The organism is Parahoeflea halophila (assembly GCF_900220985.1).
GTDB lineage: Bacteria > Pseudomonadota > Alphaproteobacteria > Rhizobiales > Rhizobiaceae > Hoeflea > Hoeflea halophila.
Map to the genome: position 1 here is coordinate 226,349 of NZ_OCPC01000006.1, position 16,812 is coordinate 243,160.

At 61.1% G+C, this 16,812-nt stretch carries 10 protein-coding genes; 3 read left to right on the forward strand and 7 right to left on the reverse strand.

What is annotated here, in order from left to right:
* Positions 1–37: 37 nt before the first annotated feature.
* A complete protein-coding gene (locus CRO46_RS18445) occupies positions 38–5,485 on the reverse strand; it encodes an alpha-2-macroglobulin family protein (protein ID WP_097109266.1) in 5,448 nt (1,815 codons plus the stop codon).
* 343 nt (positions 5,486–5,828) lie between these two features.
* Here CRO46_RS18445 and CRO46_RS18450 point away from each other — a divergent pair, with 343 nt between their 5' ends.
* Positions 5,829–6,188, forward strand: coding sequence for an ArsR/SmtB family transcription factor (locus tag CRO46_RS18450; RefSeq protein WP_097109397.1), 360 nt, complete (start codon positions 5,829–5,831; stop codon positions 6,186–6,188).
* 293 nt (positions 6,189–6,481) lie between these two features.
* Here CRO46_RS18450 and hemA read toward each other — a convergent pair whose 3' ends face one another.
* Both hemA and CRO46_RS18460 read right to left on the reverse strand, forming a co-directional pair.
* A complete protein-coding gene (gene hemA, locus CRO46_RS18455) occupies positions 6,482–7,699 on the reverse strand; it encodes a 5-aminolevulinate synthase (protein ID WP_097109267.1) in 1,218 nt (405 codons plus the stop codon).
* Between the two features lie 188 nt (positions 7,700–7,887).
* Complete coding sequence (locus CRO46_RS18460) at positions 7,888–9,264, reverse strand: glutamine synthetase family protein (protein WP_097109268.1); 1,377 nt, start codon at positions 9,262–9,264, stop codon at positions 7,888–7,890.
* A 148-nt stretch (positions 9,265–9,412) separates the two neighbouring features.
* Between CRO46_RS18460 and CRO46_RS18465 the strand changes: the two genes are divergently transcribed.
* Complete coding sequence (locus CRO46_RS18465) at positions 9,413–10,801, forward strand: aspartate aminotransferase family protein (protein ID WP_097109269.1); 1,389 nt, start codon at positions 9,413–9,415, stop codon at positions 10,799–10,801.
* A 105-nt stretch (positions 10,802–10,906) separates the two neighbouring features.
* Positions 10,907–12,031 (forward strand): acyltransferase family protein, encoded by a 1,125-nt coding sequence (locus CRO46_RS18470; protein WP_097109270.1) that lies wholly within the window; start codon positions 10,907–10,909, stop codon positions 12,029–12,031.
* 74 nt (positions 12,032–12,105) lie between these two features.
* Here the strand turns inward: CRO46_RS18470 and CRO46_RS18475 are convergent, their stop codons facing one another.
* The 4 genes from CRO46_RS18475 to CRO46_RS18490 are packed head-to-tail and all read right to left on the reverse strand — an operon-like array spanning position 12,106 to position 16,805.
* Entirely contained in the window at positions 12,106–13,185 is a 1,080-nt protein-coding gene (locus tag CRO46_RS18475) for a BMP family ABC transporter substrate-binding protein (RefSeq protein WP_097109271.1), read from the reverse strand.
* Positions 13,186–13,235: 50 nt separating this feature from the next.
* Positions 13,236–14,156: an ABC transporter permease gene (locus CRO46_RS18480; protein ID WP_179759117.1), complete on the reverse strand. Its 921-nt coding sequence runs from the start codon at positions 14,154–14,156 to the stop codon at positions 13,236–13,238.
* On the reverse strand, positions 14,156–15,241 hold the full coding sequence (locus CRO46_RS18485; RefSeq protein ID WP_097109273.1) for an ABC transporter permease: 1,086 nt from the start codon (positions 15,239–15,241) through the stop codon (positions 14,156–14,158). The genes CRO46_RS18480 and CRO46_RS18485 overlap by 1 nt, the downstream gene beginning before the upstream one ends.
* Positions 15,231–16,805, reverse strand: a complete 1,575-nt coding sequence (locus CRO46_RS18490) for an ABC transporter ATP-binding protein (RefSeq protein ID WP_097109274.1) — start codon at positions 16,803–16,805, stop codon at positions 15,231–15,233. The genes CRO46_RS18485 and CRO46_RS18490 overlap by 11 nt, the downstream gene beginning before the upstream one ends.
* Between the last annotated feature and the right edge of the window lie 7 nt (positions 16,806–16,812).

The window sequence follows — 16,812 nt, forward strand, 5'->3', positions numbered from 1 at the left end:
GCCAGCCGCCACCGATGCCTGATGCTGCGCAGAACCATCATGGGCTGCTAAGCACCTCCATGAACCCGGTCGCCGTACGGGCTGCCAGCTCGGGCCGGTACATGTCCTCCACCACTGCCGCCGGATGGGTGTAGATCCCGGGCGTCACCGCGCGCACCACATAGGCTGCCACGAAATCGCGGTTGGATGTGCTGCGCCGGTCGAATGCCGCCATGAAGCGGTCTGAACGGAACTCGGCGTGACTTGCGGAGATCTCACCCAGCCAGGGGAAGTTGCCAAGCTCGGCGCTTCCGACAAGCCGCGGATTGTCGATCACGACCCCGGCCGGCAGCAGGTCGGTGACGACCACGCGCGAAGTCCAGGCATTGATTTCGCGCATCTGCAGCACCACCAGGAAGCGCTCGTTCTGCCGAACCGATGAGATCGAGGCCGGCTGGCCATCCAGCGTGTAATAGCTGCGGTTGATCTCGAACCCGTTGCCACCGGCACTGAGCGGCTGCACCGGCGCCGCTATCGTGGTCACCACCGCGTCGACCGGATCGGATCCCTGATTGACGATGGTTAGCGGCTTGTCCCGGATCTCCTCGCCGCTGAGCCGGGCCTCATAGGCACCGGCAAAGGCGCGACCGTTGACATTGACCGAGATGGACTTGTTGCCGGCGGCCAGCGCCCGGGCCGCCAGCACCATCCATGCGTCTTCCTGGGTACTGGTCGATTGCCGCGCGATTTTCGCATTTCCGACAAAGCGGATCAGCTCGGGCACGATGCCCGGCCTCGGGGTCGATTCCGCTGCCAGCGCCAGCATCGCCGCGCCATCGCGCAGGGCTGAGCCATAGTCGTCGCGTCCGCCGATCAGCATCGCCGTCGAGCGCGCATGGTTGAACGCCGAACGGAAGCTTTCCGCTGCCCGTTGCGGATCGCCATAAAGCGACAGCGCCGCCCCGATCTGGGCTCGCGCCAGCGGTTGGGCGAAGGCGTCGATCTGGCTGTCGGAGTAATAGCGCAGATCGGTTGCCGCAGCCTTGCGGTTGCGCGCCAGAACGTAGAGCGCATAGGCAATCGAGCTGCCCTCAGAGCTCACATCCGTTGTATAGGCGAGTGCGTTCTGCAGATTGTCGAGCGCCAGCCGGCTCGCCACCGGCGGAACCGAAAAGCCCTTCTCCATGGCACGGGTCAGGAAATCCGTGACATAGGCATCAAGCCAGAGATCACCCGTTCCTGGCCCCCAGAGGCCGAAACTGCCTGATGCTGACTGGTAGGCCACGAGCCGTGTGATGGCATCATCGATGCGTTTGGCGATCGCTGTATCGTTGCTGCCCTGCGCGTCTCCGAGTTCGCTCAGATAGAGCAGCGGCAGCGCCCGGCTGGTGGTCTGTTCCGCGCAGCCATAGGGATAGCGGTCAAGCGCCATCAGCAGTGATGCCACATCGAAGGCCGCGTTGCGGGTGACGCCAACGGTCACCGAAGCGCCGTCAAGCAGGCTGGCGGCGAGCAACTCGCCGTCGATGCGCAAGGTGCCGCCGCCAGCTGCGAGACTGATGACGCGCCTGGTGGTGACCGGCATTGCACCGGGGCGCACCAAGATGCTTTCCTCGCGGTCGAGCGGCAATCCATCCGGACTGGTAAGCGCAATGGTCAAAGTGTCCAAACCGGTGCGGTGGCCCTCAAGCGGCAGGACCAGGCTGCTGCGCGCTCCCGGCGCCAGATTGACCGTCTGGCGCAACCCGCTGCCGGCCTGCACCCGGCCCTGAGAGGTGAACAACTCGACCGAATAGTCTCCGGCGGGGCCGTCAGTGTTGGCCAGTTCGACAAGAACCTGTGACCGGTCGCCGGGGGCGAGAAATTGCGGCAGGCTGGCGCTGATGACAACGGGATCGCGAACCACCACGTTGCGGGTCGCGTGCCCCAGTGCCGTCGCACTCCAGGCCACGACATTGACGCGGACGGTTCCGTTGAATTGCGGCATGTCGAAAGTGACGCTTGCCGTCCCGTCGGGGCCGACTTTGACAGGACCTTCAAAGAATGCAACCAGCTTCTCCCGTGGCGGGCTGCCTTCCGAACGCATCATCGCACCGTCGCCGCCCGAGCGGATCCGCCCGGTTACGCCGGCCGAGCCGTCGATGAGGCGGCCGTAGAGATCTCGGATCTCCAGTCCAAGTGCGCGCTGACCGAAATACCAGGTTTCCGGATCGGCGACTTCGTGGCGGGTCAGGTTGAGAATACCGACATCGACTGCCGAGACGCTGACATAGGCGGGCTCACCCGGTTCGACGCCGGCAACCCTCACCGGGATTGTAAACGCGCCGCGCGGCGTGGTCTGCTCGGGCAGGTCGAGGCTTACCGAGAGTTTGCGCTCTTCCGGATCGACCGCCAGCCATTTGACGCCGATTGCCCGCATCGGCATCCGCGATTGCGCGTCGCCCGGACGGAAGAGCGTGGCGGTGACATAGGCCCCGGCACCCCAATCGTTCGTGACCGGCAGCTCAATGGTGGTGCCGGCTTCTTCCACCGTCGCGGTGAGAGTCTTGATCAAGCGCTCCGAGCCGACCGTGATCAGCGCCTCGCCGGCAAAGCGCGGCGAAATCCGCAACTGCGCGATATCGCCGATCCTGTAGCTGTCCTTGTCGAGTGCGATCTCCAGCCCGTCGGGAGTTTCGATCGACTTGCTTTCCACATGCCAGCCGGCATCAAACAGCACGCTGGTCTCGGTACCGTCGGCTGCAACGACATCGAGCCGGTAGCGGCCCCAATCGACATTCGCCGAGACGGTCGCGGGCGTGTCATTTGCGATATCGATCGTACCGTCGGCAATTTCCGTGGTGAAATCGACAACCTCGTAATTCCAGGAATTGCCCTGTCGGTACCACTGGTAGTTCCGTTCCACTTTTACCAGCGACCAGGAGACACCCGGCATCGCTATGCGCGCACCCTCCGCATCGACACCGATTACCTGGAACCCGGCCTCGCTGTTCTCCGGCACCTGGCCGTCCTCGAACAGCGGCTTGATGCCGATCCGCGCGCCCTTCGTTGCGACCTTCAAATCCAGCGCGCGTTCGACAGCGCGGCCACCGCCCTCTGCGGCACGGATTGTCACTGTGGCCGTCAGGAACTGCGTGGTATCCGGCAACGCCGCCACATCAACCTTAACCATTGCCCTGCCCGCTTGATCGAGCACCGGCAGACCATCGAGCGAAATCCGGGAATTCTCGAACTCTTCGTCGGCAAGCCCGAACTCGAAGCCGTCATACCCGCCGAATGTGCGGGTTCGGCTCAGAACCAGGTCGCCTTCCAATGCCAGCCCGCCCGCAGGTGCGCCGTAGAGATAGCGGCCGGTGACCGCAATCTCCGTGGGAGCGTCCGGACTGACCACGCCGTCCCCGGCATCCAGATCGATCTCGATGCGGTCAGGCTGAAAATCCTCGACCAGGAAGGTCACTTCCGCCACTGCGGGCCGCTTCGGGTCGGTATGCAGCGCCGCCCGCCAGGCGCCCTGCATCGCATTGTCCGGCAGACCGAGCGCCAGGGCGTGGCCACCAAGCGCGGCCCCGTCCGAGATCAGCCGCCGGTCTTCGACGCCGTCCGGCCGTTGCAGGATCAGTGTCAGCGGCAGGTTGGCAAGTGCTTCCGCCTTTGCGTCACGGGCAAGCGCCGACAGATGAACCGTCTCGCCGGCCCGGTAGATGCCGCGTTCGCTCCACGCCATGACGTCGACGCCACCGCCCGAGGCCCGGCCCGCAACGCCGCGATCGGATAGATCGAATCCTGCCCGTGTGAGATCGAGAAAGACAAAATCCCCATCCGGCCCCTTGGCCAGGAGCGCCGCCGGCGCCAGGCTTGCCTGGCCGCGGATCAGGCCTGGCTGAAACGTTGCGCGCCCGTCGCCATCCGTCACCGCTTCACCCAGCACCTCGTTGTTGCGCGCAAGCAGGGTCAGCGACACAGCGCCGAGAGGTTTCGCCGTATCGAGGGAACGCAAAAATACCGAGAGCCCGTCCTCGCCGGCAAAGGTGGTCACCCCGATGTCGGTTATCACGAACCATTGGGTGGCGCGGGATTCCCAGCTCTCGCTCTTGTCGCCAAGCGGCGTCGCGGTCAGCACGTAAACACCTGGCTGGCGTTCCGGCAGCACGGTGTCGATTGGGATGCTGGTGGTCACCTCGCGATTCTGTTCATTGGCAATTTCAACCGCGCCGTCCCACACGGAGGCTCCAAGATCCTCCAGAATGTAGTCGATGGAGTAGCTGTTGAGCTGTCTGAGAAAGTCCTGCCGGGTGAGGATCTGTGACAGCGCCCGGTCCCCCACCCGGAACAGTTTCAGTTCCGCCGACGGTGCGTTGATGGTCACCAGCGGGATGCCAAGCCTCGACTTTGCCGGCAGCACGAAATTGGAGCCGGTAAACCGCGCCGAAGGCGCCCGGTCCCGGACATAGAGCGACAATTCGACGGGAGCCTCAAGCACTTCACCAACCGAGGACGGCAGCCCCTGCCGCAATACCAGCCGGTAGCGCTCGCCGTGGGCGAGACCGTTGACGCAGATCTGCCTTGTGTCGGTGTCGATTGCGGCATCACGTGCACCATCGATGCTGACGAATCCCGAGTAGTCCTGGCCCTTGATCAGGTCTTCGGAAAACTGGACGCAGATCCGCGGCGTTGCGCTGTCGGCATCCAGCGTGTTGTCGACCACGCGAAATCCGCGTGTGGCGCGGAGTTCGTCATAGGCGGCGCGGAGGGCGGGCACTTCCCTCAGCGCAAGACCTGCCTTGTAGGCCGACAGGGCCGGCCGCCAGTTCTCAACGCCAGCAAAAGCTTCGGCCAGCGCGGCCAGCGCATCGGCACGCTCGGTCGTTGTGCGGGACATCTGGTAGGCGTTGATCGCGGATGACAGCGAGACCGACAGGAGGCTTCGACGGAGATTGGGGTCTTGTGGTGTGTAGGCCTGTGCCGTTCGTGATAGCTCGGACCAGAGATCGCTGCGGTCCGGGCTGGCTGCGACCGCGATGGCAAAATTCCGCACTGCGCCTTCCATGTCGCCAGCGGCAAGCGACTCCTCAGCAAACCGGGTCAGGCTCGCAACGCCCCTGCCACTGCTCGCATACCGCGTCAGGGTGCGCTCACGGTAGGCACGGGCCTCGTCGAGAAGCGATGCGGAGACAAAACTCAGGTCTGGCGCGGCACCCAGATCGGGTTCGCCAGTGTTGACCACCCTGCCCGCGACTGCACCGTCAAATTGGTTGATGCGCTCATAGTCTGATTTGAGGAAGCACCAGCCCGCCTTGATGTTGTAGGTAAACGCCCGGCACTGCGCATCGTCCAGGCACGCAGCCTTGCATTGATCCAGATCGACATCCTGAACCGTGCGCAGGTCGAACCCGAAATAGTCCGCGTTGATCGTCGTCTCGATCCGCCGCGACCCGTCCTGTGCCAGGACCGCGCTCGCCATGAAAAGCACTATAAGAAAAGCCAGGAAACGATTGAATTCAGACATCAAAACCTCCCGCGCCCGATTCCGGATCAGGCATGTCGCAACATCGAATGCCGCCTCCCATGGCCCTCGACAAGCCTCACCGCGGGACTGATGTCGGTAGCTAGAGTAGGACCGGAGTGGCTGCGGGAGCAAGTGCTTTCCGGTGCTGCCGGACAAACCGCTCCGGATTGTTGCAATGCACAGGACAAATGCGGTATGGAGAATATGTGCTCCGGAAATGTGTAACTCTCGCACAACAATGCCAGGTTCCCCGGCATTGGAGTTTCCAGCGCCACCGGCGTTGCACTTCCCGAATGCACATGCGCATTATGTTGGTTATCCATTCTATCGAGCACGCACCGAAATGACATTGCCTCGCATCAAGTCCGACATGAGCCCGGAAGAAATGAATCTCCTGCTTGTCCAGGCGCGCAAGGCCAGCGACCTGCTGAAATCTCTCAGCCACGAAACCCGGCTGATGATTTTGTGCATTCTGTCGGAAGGCGAGAAATCGGTGTCTGAACTCGAGGAAATCCTGGCCATGCCGCAGGCCGCTGTTTCGCAGCAATTGGCGCGGCTTCGCCTGGATGGCCTCGTCGACACCAGGCGCGAGGGACGGATGATCTACTACTCTATCCTCAATCAGGAAGTCTCGTCCGTCATCGGCACGCTCTACTCGCTGTTTTGCGCACCGGTGCGCGATGGTGCCGATCGGACCGGCTGACGAGCCTCGCCGCCGATGCATGTCGCGTTCAAATGAATTCATTTGAGCGAAAACGAAGATGCATCATTTAAAAGCGTTACAGCGCCGCTCCCCACGTCCGCTCGGACGCGCGGCGCTGTAGACGTTCTCCAGCTGCCAGACAGAATTTCATGGATTACGCTAGTCCGTAACATTGCATTTGGACATGCGATACCAAGGCGTGGTCGGTCGTCAAACAGGAAAGAAGCCGGTCAGGTGCCTGACCAGCTTCTTCTATTTTGGTGTTTGCCGGAATGGGCCGCCTGTTCGGAGTTCTACGCCACCGCCCGTGCCAGGGCGCATTGCGACCACAATTCGCTCAGCGCACCGGCAAGATGCTGTATATCGGCATCCGAATGCATCGGCGTCGGCGTGATCCGAAGACGCTCGGTCTTTACCGGCACTGTCGGATAGTTGATCGGCTGCACATAGATCCCGTAATTGTCCATCAGCACATCCGAAATCCATTTGCACTTGGATGCATTGCCAACCATCACCGGAACGATGTGGCTCGGGTTCTCCATGTGCGGAATGCCATGGGAATCGAGAGCGCGACGCACCTTCGCAACCGCATCCTGGTGCCGGCGACGCTCGAGCTGGCTGGCCTTGAGATGGCGGATCGATGCTGCAGCTCCCGCGGCCAACGCCGGCGGCAGGGCCGTGGTAAAGATGAAGCCCGAGGCAAAGCTGCGCACGAAATCGCACAGATGGCGCGAACCGGTGATATAGCCGCCCATCACCCCGAACGCCTTGCCCAGCGTACCTTCGATCACCGTCAGCCGGTGCATGAGGCCTTCACGCTCGGCAATACCGCCGCCGCGCGGGCCGTACATGCCGACGGCATGAACTTCGTCGAGATAGGTCATGGCGCCAAATTCATCGGCTACGTCGCAAAGCGCTGCGATCGGTGCCACGTCGCCATCCATGGAATAGACGCTTTCGAATGCCACCATTTTCGGCGCCGCCGGATCGTCGAGCGCCATCAGACGGCGCAGGTCTTCCGGATCATTGTGCTTGAAGACCCGTTTTTCGCAGCGCGAGTGGCGAATGCCCTCGATCATCGAGGCATGGTTGAGCGCGTCCGAATAGACGATGATTCCCGGGATCTTGGCCGCCAGAGTGCCGAGCGCCGCCCAGTTGGAAACATAGCCCGATGTGAAAATCAGGGCGCTTTCCTTGCCGTGCAGATCGGCGAGCTCTTCTTCGAGAAGGACGTGATAATGATTCGTACCCGAGATGTTGCGGGTTCCGCCAGCACCGGCGCCGCAGCGCTCGATCGCTTCCTTCATGGCATTGGTGACGAGCGGATTCTGGCCCATGCCGAGATAGTCATTCGAGCACCAGACCGTCACGCCCTGGGTGGAACCGTCCGCACGATACCGCGTCGCCCGCGGAAATCCGCCAGCGTGACGTTCGATATCTGCAAACACCCGGTAATTCCCCGCTTCGTGCAGGCCACCAAGCTTTTCCTCGAAGAACGCTTCAAAATCCATTGCATTAGTCCTATGTGTCACTTCCAACATGCGAAACATCGCCGCTTCCGTCAACCCGAATTCGGAGTGTTGGAAGGCAGTCATATGGTCGCATGGGCCGCGAAAGGAAATCCTTGTCCTATGTCAAATCGTTCGCAAAACCTGTTTGGAGGCTCCATTTTTTTCCAAGCGGCGTCGAAAAATGCCCCTCAAAGATAGGTCGAGCGTTCCAGCGGCGTGATTTCATTGTCGAACGCCTTGAGCTCTTCGCGCTTGATCTCGGCAAAGATCCGGCGCAGTTCCGGGCCGAAAAGTCGGCGGATGAAATCAGAGCGCTCAAAATCCTCGATCGCGTCATCCATGTCGTCGGAGAGCTGCGGCAACGGCACATTATAGGCGTTGCCTTCCACCGGTGGCGGCGGCAGCTTGCCGTTTTCCAGCCCTTCCAGCATGCCGCCCAACACGCCCGCGAGTACAAAGTAAGGATTGGCATCCGCACCCGACATCCGGTGTTCAAGCCGCCGGGCCTTGTCATCGGACGCCGGTACCCGCACCACGACCGAGCGGTTGTTGCGGCCCCAGGCAATCCGGGTCGGGGCGTAAGAGCCCGGTTGCAGGCGACGGTATCCGTTGAACCCCGGGATATAGAGAAGCAGTGTGTCCTTCAGCGTCTGCAGCAGGCCGGCGGCTGCGTGTTGCAGTCTCATGTCGCCCGCTTCGCCCGCAAAGATGTTGTTGCCGTCCTTGTCGAGAATGCTGGCATGGACATGCATGCCATTGCCCGGCCATTCCAGAAACGGTTTGGCCATGAATGTGGCACGCAGCCCGTGCTTGTGTGCCGATTCGGTGATCAGTCGGCGCAACAGCACCGTGTCGTCGGCCGCCGCCATCGCATCGTCGCGGTGTTTGAGATTGACCTCGAACTGCCCGGGCGCGGCTTCCTTGATGATGGTGTCGATCGGCAGTCCCTGCGCGATTGCCGCAGCACGAATTTCGGCAAACAGCTCGCTCTGGCCACGCAGTTCCGACAGCGAATACATCTGCTGCTGCTCTGGGCCCGGACCAAGATCCTTGCCCATGCGCCCGGAACGCTGGAACACGTTTGGGTCGACCAGGTAGAACTCGAGTTCGAACGCTGTGACCGGCCGCAGCCCCTTCTCGGCAAACCGGTCCATCAGCTTCTTGAGGACATTGCGCGGATCGTATTCGCACGGCTCGCCGGCCTCGGTGTACATTGACATCAGCACCTGAGCTGAAGGCCGCGGCGACCAGGGCGCGACATTGATCCGGCCCGGAATGGCGCGGCAATAACCGTCGGTGTCGCCGGTGTCGATGTGAATGCCGGTGGATTCCACCTCCCTTCCCCAGATGTCCAGTCCGAAGATCGACAGCGGCATGTTGATGCCGGGATAACCTGCCTTCGCCAGAGCCTCGGTCGGGCCCCATTTGCCGCGCATGACGCCGTTGATGTCTGGAATCAGGAAATCGACCGATTCAATGTCTGGGTGTTCGGCCAGGAAGCGCTCGGCTTCTTCATTGCTTGGAAGGCTGTTGTCTGGATTTTCCGTACAGGCGCTCTCGCGCATGATATCACCATGCCCTTTCAGGACTATCTGTTGCCGCACAAAGCGGATATTGCGACGCTTGTCCGCACCCGAGTTTTGTGCACACACTCAATCAAAGGTCAAACCGATTTCATCGCGGCCTCTGTTAAAATCAATCAGGAATGAAACCATGCGCGTCAACGTGTCCTCCCACGATCTGAAGGTCTTAGACCACAAGCACCATCTTCACCCGTTTACCGATCATGGCGCGCTTGGCGTCGACGAACGGCGGGTGATTGCCAAGGCTGACGGGGTGTGGCTGTGGGACTCCGACGGCAATCGCATTCTGGACGGCATGGCAGGCCTGTGGTGCGTCAATGCCGGTCATGGTCGTCAAGAGATCGTCGAGGCGGTTCGTGCGCAGATGAGCGAGCTGTCCTATTACAACACCTTCTTCAAGACCTCGCATCCGCCGGTAATCGAACTGTCGGAGATGCTGGCCGGTCTGACGCCGGATCATATCAATATGGTAATGTATGGCAGCTCCGGGTCGGATGCCAATGACACGATTCTGCGTTTGGTCCGGACCTACTGGGCACTGCAGGGACAGCCGGACAAGAAGGTGGTGATCAGCCGCAAGAACGCCTATCACGGCTCGACCATGGCCGGCGCTTCGCTCGGTGGCATGGGCCCCATGCATTCCCAGGGCGGTCTGCCGATCCCCGGCATCCACCACATCGACCAGCCCTACTGGTTTGGTGAAGGCATGATGACCGACATGAACGAGGACGAGTTCGGTCTCTGGGCCGCCCGTGAGCTTGAGCGTGCGATTGAGGAGATCGGCGAGGAAAACGTCGCCGCCTTCATCGCCGAGCCGATCCAGGGCGCCGGCGGCGTCATTGTGCCGCCCTCCACTTACTGGCCGGAGGTCAAGCGCATTCTCGAAAGCCGCAACATCCTGTTCATCGCCGACGAAGTCATCTGTGGATTCGGCCGTACCGGCGAGTGGTTCGGCTCGGGTTACTATGACCTGAAGCCCGACCTGATGACGATCGCCAAGGGCCTGACCTCCGGCTATCTGCCCTTGGGCGGGGTGCTGGTCTCGGACGAGATCGCCGAGGTCCTGCACCGGGAAAACGTCGAGTTTTTCCACGGCTATACCTATGCCAGCCATCCCGCCTGCTGCGCTGCAGCCATCGCCAATCTCACCATCCTCAAGCGCGAGGGCCTGGTGGAACGGGTTCGCGATCAGATCGGCCCCTATTTCCAGAAGCAGTGGAAAGCGCTTGAATCCCATCCGATGGTCGGTCAGGCCCGCATGGTCGGCCTGTTCGGCGCGCTGGAACTGGTACCTGACGAAAACGACCTCAAGAAGCGTTTTGCCAACGAGGGCAAGGTCGGCACGATTACCCGCGATCATTCCTTTTCCAACGGGCTGGTGATGCGCGCAGTCCGCGATTCAATGATCATCTCGCCGCCGCTCAGCATCAGTGAGGAAGAGGTTGACCTGTTGATCGCTTCGACCAGAAAGACGCTTGATGACGCCTGGAATGATGTCCGCAAGCAGGGTCTGGCGTGATCCCGCTGGCAGCCGGACTTAACCTTTACGCTTAAGCTTAACGCCGGGTTATCAGACCCGGCGTTTGCATTTGCGCTATGGTCGGGCTCTCTCAAGGAGATCACGATGCGAGAAGATCAACCGACATCTCTCGAAGATCAGAATGGTTCACGCAACGGGCTGCTCGATCTGCTGCGCTTCTCCACTGCGCTGATGCTGGCGTTCTATCATTTTCTCTATCGCGGCGCGCTGGATGGCGGCTATCTTGATCATGCCTTCGGTTCGGCAGGCATTGCTGTTTCGTTGGGCTATCTCGGCGTCAACCTGTTCTTCATGATCTCCGGATTCGTCATCATCTGGTCGGCTTCGGGCCGTGACTGGTACGGCTTCTCCGTTGGCAGGCTGGCGCGGCTCTATCCCGCGCACCTTGTTGCCATGACCATTACCTTCCTCGTTATGCTTTGGTGGGCGCAGCCACCCTACCAAACCGGCATTTCCCAGTGGCTGGCCAACCTGACCATGCTGGCGCCGTTGTTCGGAACCGATTTCATGGATGGAGCCTACTGGTCAATTGTCATCGAGATCATCTTTTACGGCTGGGTGGCCATCGGGCTGTTTTCAGGCTTCATCCCGCGCCACACCGATGCTGCGGTGGCGATCTGGATGCTGCTGGTGATGATCAACAATACAATGCTCGGATCCCGCCCGGTGGAACTCCTTTTTCTCACCGAATACGGCAGCTATTTCGCATTCGGCGCCATGACCTGGCGCATCTCGTCGCAAGGTACGAGCAACCTGCGCCTTCTGGTGGCGGCGCTTGCCCTGCTGATGACCTTTCATGCCGCCGAAGTGCAGCGGCTCGATGTCATCTTCCGTCTCGGTGAAGCCTCAAGCGCGCCGCTCGTGGCACTGGCAAACGCCGGAATTATCGGTCTGTTCCTGCTTGCCGCCGGACTGGGCCGCCATATCAAGGCAGGTCCCTGGGTGCTTGCGCTCGGAGGCATCAGCTACCCGTTTTACCTGATCCATCAGAATGCCGGATACATTCTGATCAATGTCACGGCACCGGCGATCGGCAAATGGAATGCGGTTGCACTGGCTCTTGTCCTCACCATTGCAACAAGTTGGTGGATTTATGCGCGGATTGAACCTGTGGGACGCGCCATCATTCGCAGGCTGTTTTCGCCGGTTGCCAGCTATCTGCCCCGCACCTTCAACCGATACCCCGCGCCAGCCGAACAATGGCGATAAGACGTGGGGAATAACGAGAAGGGGCGGCCGATGTAGCCGCCCCCGCCTCTGTCTGGGTCTCGGTATCGCGCCGCTTACTGCGGCAGCTGGTCGTCGATGCCCTTGACGTAGAAGTTTAGGCCAGCCAGCTCGCCGTCTTCGGCGACTTCACCATCCGCCAGCCACTCGGTGCCGTCCTGCTTCATGATCGGGCCGGTGAACGGGTGAAGCTCGCCCGAGGTAATCTTGGCTTCGGTTTCTTCAGCCATGGCTTTCACATCGTCGGGCATGTTGGTGTAAGGCGCCATCACGACGTGGCCTTCGGCCATGCCGTCCCATGTCCGCGACTGTTCCCAGGTGCCTTCAAGCACGGCTTTGATGCGCTCGTAATAGTACGGGCCCCAATCGTCGATGATTGCCGTCAGCTGGGTTTCCGGACCGAACGCAATCATGTCGGAAGCCTGGCCGAATGCATGCGCACCGCGCTCGGCGGCAACCTGCATCGGAGCGGTGGAATCGGTGTGCTGGGTCAGGATATCGACCCCGCCGTCGAGCAGCACCTTGGCGGCATCGGCTTCCTTGCCGGGATCGAACCAGGTGTTGACCCACACGACCTTGAGCTTGAAATCCGGGTCGATCGACTGGGCGCCGAGCATGAACGAGTTGATGCCCTGAACCACTTCCGGAATCGGGAACGAGGCAATATAGCCTGCCGAGCCGGTTTCCGACATCTTCGCAGCGATCTGGCCGATCACGTAACGCCCCTGGAAGAACTTCGAATCATAGGTTGCAACGTTCGGGTGCTCGGTCTTGTAGCCGGTGGCGTGCTCGAACTTCACATCCGGGAAATCCTTGGCGACCTTGTTGGTCGGGTCCATGTAGCCGAAGGATGTGGTGAAGATGATGTTGCAGCCGGAACGGGCAAACCGCTCGATGGCGCGCTCGGAGTCGGCACCTTCCGGCACGCTTTCGAGATAGGCGGTTTCAAGCTTGTCGCCGAGTTTTTCTTCGGCGTATTTGCGGCCCTGGTCGTGCTGATAGGACCAGCCGAAGTCGCCCACGGGACCGACATAGACGAAGCAGGCCTTGACCTTGTCCATGCCCGCGGCCTGTGCCGGAGCGGCGATGCCGGCGAGCGCAGTGGCCGCGGCAAGGGAAAGAAGTGTTTTTTTCATTGGGTTCACCCTGTCTGGTTGGTTGTTGACATCATGCCGGTGGCTTTTGACTACCTTTCCGGCACAAAAGGTTTGCCGAGCGAGGCCGGCGTGTTGATCAGCGTCATCCTGCGATTTAACGATATGATAACCAGTACCGCAATCGTGGCGAGGTAGGGAAGAGCCGAAAGGAACTGCGACGGGATTCCGATCCCGCGCGATTGCGCAAACAGCTGCCCGATCGACACGGCTCCGAACAGATAGGCGCCGACCAGTGCCCGCCCCGGTCGCCAGGAAGCGAACACGACCAGGGCCAGCGCGATCCAGCCGCGCCCGGCTGTCATGTTCTCCACCCATTGCGGCGTGTAGACGATGGAAAGGTGCGCGCCGGCAAGCCCCGCGCAGGCACCGCCGAACATAACCGCCAGATAGCGGGTCCGAACCACGTTTACACCCAGCGCATGGGCCGAGGTATGACTGTCGCCGATGGCCCTGAGCCTCAGGCCCGCACGGCTTCTGAACAAAAACCAGTTCACGCCGATCACCGCGATGATCGAGATGTAGAAGATGGGATCCTGCGCAAACAGCAACCGCCCGAAAAAGGGGATGTCTGAGAGGAACGGGATCTCAATGGCTGCCAGCTTCAGGCCGGGAAGCCCGATGAATGCCTCCCCGATCATGCCCGAAAGACCGAGCCCCAGAATGGTCAGGGCAAGCCCGGTAGCCACTTGGTTGGCTACCAGTGTTAGCGTCAGAAAGCCGAACAGAAGTGAAAACAGTATGCCCGCCAGCAGCCCGCCGAGAGCGCCGAGCCCTGCAGAGCCGGTCAATTGTGCAATCGCGAAAGCCGCAACCGCACCCATGATCATCATGCCTTCGACACCCAGATTGAGAACGCCGGAACGTTCCACCACCAGTTCGCCGATTGCAGCCAGCAGCAGTGGCGTGGCCGCGGTCATGATTGTCAGAATAATAGCCTGTGTCATGTCCATCAGGCAGCACTCCCCTTGCGCGCCGCTCCAAAGACCAGCCGGATACGGTAATGAATCAGCGTGTCGCAGCCGAGCACGAAGAACAGCAGCAGCCCCTGGAACAGCCGCGTGACCTTGTCGGTGATACCGATCGATATCTGCGCCGCCTCCCCGCCCAGATAGGTCAGTGCCAGGATGAGGCCCGCCGCAACGATGCCGAGCGGGTTGAGCCGGCCGAGGAACGCCACGATGATGGCGGTGAAGCCGTAGCCCGGAGAGATCACCGGACGCAGCTGTCCGATGGCGCCGGAGACTTCAGAGATGCCGGCAAGTCCGGCCATCGCCCCGGAAAGCAGGAACGCGAAATAGACCATCTTCTTGTCGGAAAACCCGGCAAATCGCCCTGCCCGCGCCGACTGGCCAAGCACGCTGATCTCGAAGCCCTTGAGCATCCGACGCATAACGAACCACAGCACGATTGCCGCGATCAGCGCAAACCCGAAGCCCCAATGGGTCTTGCCGGTCTCGATGATCCGCGGCAGCACCGCATTGTCCGCGAAATTGCGGGTCTCGGGAAAATTGAAGCCTTCCGGGTTCCGCCACGGCCCGCGCACCGTCCAGTCAAGCAGCAATTGAGCAATATAGACCAGCATCAGGCTGCTCAGAATCTCATTGGTGTTAAGCCGTGCCTTGAGGAACGCCGGTATGGCCGCATAAAGCGCCCCGCCGATCATCCCCGAAATTATCATCAGCGGCAGCATCAACGGCGACTCCCAGCCGTGAAACACAACTGGCAGGATCGATCCGGCCATCGCCCCGATGATGAACTGCCCTTCGGCGCCGATGTTCCAGTTGTTCGAACGGAAGCAGACCGACAGCCCGACAGCGATCAGGATCAACGGTGCCGCCTTGATCGCCAGTTCATGCAGGGACCAGACCTCGGTCAGCGGCTCGATGAAGAAGCTGTAGAGTGCAGAGACCGGATCCTTGCCGAGCGAGACAAACAGGATGACGCCTGCGATCAGGGTCAGACCAAGCGCAATGAACGGCGACAGGATCGAAAACAGCGACGAAATATTCTCGCGCTTTTTCAGTTCAATGCGCATGGGCAGCCTCCACTTCGGCCTGTCCCGAACCGTCATGAAACCCGCCCATCAGAAGTCCTATGCGTTCGCGTGTCATTGTCGAAACCGGTTCGGCCACCGACAGCTGGCCTTCATTGATCACCGCTATGCGGCTTGCGATTTCAAAGACTTCATCAAGATCCTGACTGATCACTACAACCGCCGACCCGGCCTTGGCCAGATCGATGAGGGCCTGGCGGATGCGGCTTGCGGCGCCCGCGTCCACGCCCCAGGTCGGCTGGTTGACCACCAGCACCATCGGCTTTCGGTCGAGCTCCCGCCCGACAATGAATTTCTGCAGATTGCCGCCCGACAGCGAGCCGGCGGCTGGGTCGTCACCCGATTTGCGCACGTCCATGATCTCGCAGATCCGTTTACAGGCTTTTGCCACCGCGTCCGTATTGATCAGCCCCAGCGGCCCGCCGGAGAGAAACGTTGCACGGTCGGAGCTGTGCCGCGACAGCACCAGATTGGCCGTCAGCGGCATTTCGCTTACCGCCGCATGGCCGTGCCTTTCTTCGGGAACGAACCCGCATCCAAGCAGTCGCCGCTCGGTGATCCCCATGCGGCCGACCGGTTTGCCGCGAATAAGGATCGCCTCGGCGTCAGCAACCTTGTCTTCGCCCGATAACACATCGAACAATTCGCTTTGACCGTTGCCGGCGACACCGGCTATGGCCACCACCTCGCCGGCGCGGACCGCCAGATCGATATCCTTGAGCGCCACCGCGAACGGCGTCCGTGACGGGGCGCTGAGCTTCTTGATTTCAACCAGCATGTCACCGGGTTCGCCGAGACCGGCACCGGAGATTTCCGCCACTTCGCCGCCGACCATCATCCGCGCCAGCGACGACGGTGTTTCCTGCCGCGGATCACAGGCACCGGTGACCCTGCCATGCCGCAATACGGTGGCGCGGTCGCAAATGCGCTGCACTTCCTCGAGACGATGGCTGATATAGAGAACCGAGCGGCCTTCGGCCTTGAGCTTGGCCAGTGTTTCAAACAGCTTGTCGGCTTCCTGTGGCGTCAGCACCGAGGTCGGTTCGTCAAGAATGATCAGTTCCGGATTTTGCAACAGCGACCGGACAATTTCGATGCGCTGCCGTTCGCCGACGGAAAGATCGGCGACATGGGCCGAGGGATCCAGCGGCAGGCCATATTCGAGCGAAAGCCGGCGGGCTTCTTCGGAAATCCGGTCGATCGCGACATTCCCATCAAGCGCCAGCGCGATGTTCTCCGCCACGGTCAGTGCTTCGAACAACGAAAAATGCTGGAACACCATGCCCACACCGGTGGCGCGCGCTTCGCCGGGACTGCCGATGCTCACCGGCTTGCCCTTCCACAGGATCTCGCCGCCGCTCGGATCCAGAACGCCGAACAGCATCTTGACCAGCGTCGACTTGCCCGCCCCGTTTTCCCCCAGGAGTGCGTGAATTTCGCCCGGAGCAATTGCGAGGTCGATACCATCGCAGGCTCTCAGGCTTCCGAAAATCTTGGTTAGCCCTCTTGTTTCCAAAAGCGGCGTTTCGGTGTTTTTGTTTTGCACGTCACCC

What these genes read in the sequence shown, in the direction of transcription:
- CRO46_RS18470 (WP_097109270.1), top strand. Translation starts at nt 10,907, where the DNA reads ATGCGAGAAGATCAACCGACATCTCTCGAAGATCAGAATGGTTCACGC.
- CRO46_RS18485 (WP_097109273.1), bottom strand. Translation starts at nt 15,241, where the DNA reads ATGCGCATTGAACTGAAAAAGCGCGAGAATATTTCGTCGCTGTTTTCG.
- CRO46_RS18480 (WP_179759117.1), bottom strand. Translation starts at nt 14,156, where the DNA reads ATGGACATGACACAGGCTATTATTCTGACAATCATGACCGCGGCCACG.
- CRO46_RS18450 (WP_097109397.1), top strand. Translation starts at nt 5,829, where the DNA reads ATGACATTGCCTCGCATCAAGTCCGACATGAGCCCGGAAGAAATGAAT.
- hemA (WP_097109267.1), bottom strand. Translation starts at nt 7,699, where the DNA reads ATGGATTTTGAAGCGTTCTTCGAGGAAAAGCTTGGTGGCCTGCACGAA.
- CRO46_RS18465 (WP_097109269.1), top strand. Translation starts at nt 9,413, where the DNA reads ATGCGCGTCAACGTGTCCTCCCACGATCTGAAGGTCTTAGACCACAAG.
- CRO46_RS18475 (WP_097109271.1), bottom strand. Translation starts at nt 13,185, where the DNA reads ATGAAAAAAACACTTCTTTCCCTTGCCGCGGCCACTGCGCTCGCCGGC.
- CRO46_RS18460 (WP_097109268.1), bottom strand. Translation starts at nt 9,264, where the DNA reads ATGCGCGAGAGCGCCTGTACGGAAAATCCAGACAACAGCCTTCCAAGC.
- CRO46_RS18445 (WP_097109266.1), bottom strand. Translation starts at nt 5,485, where the DNA reads ATGTCTGAATTCAATCGTTTCCTGGCTTTTCTTATAGTGCTTTTCATG.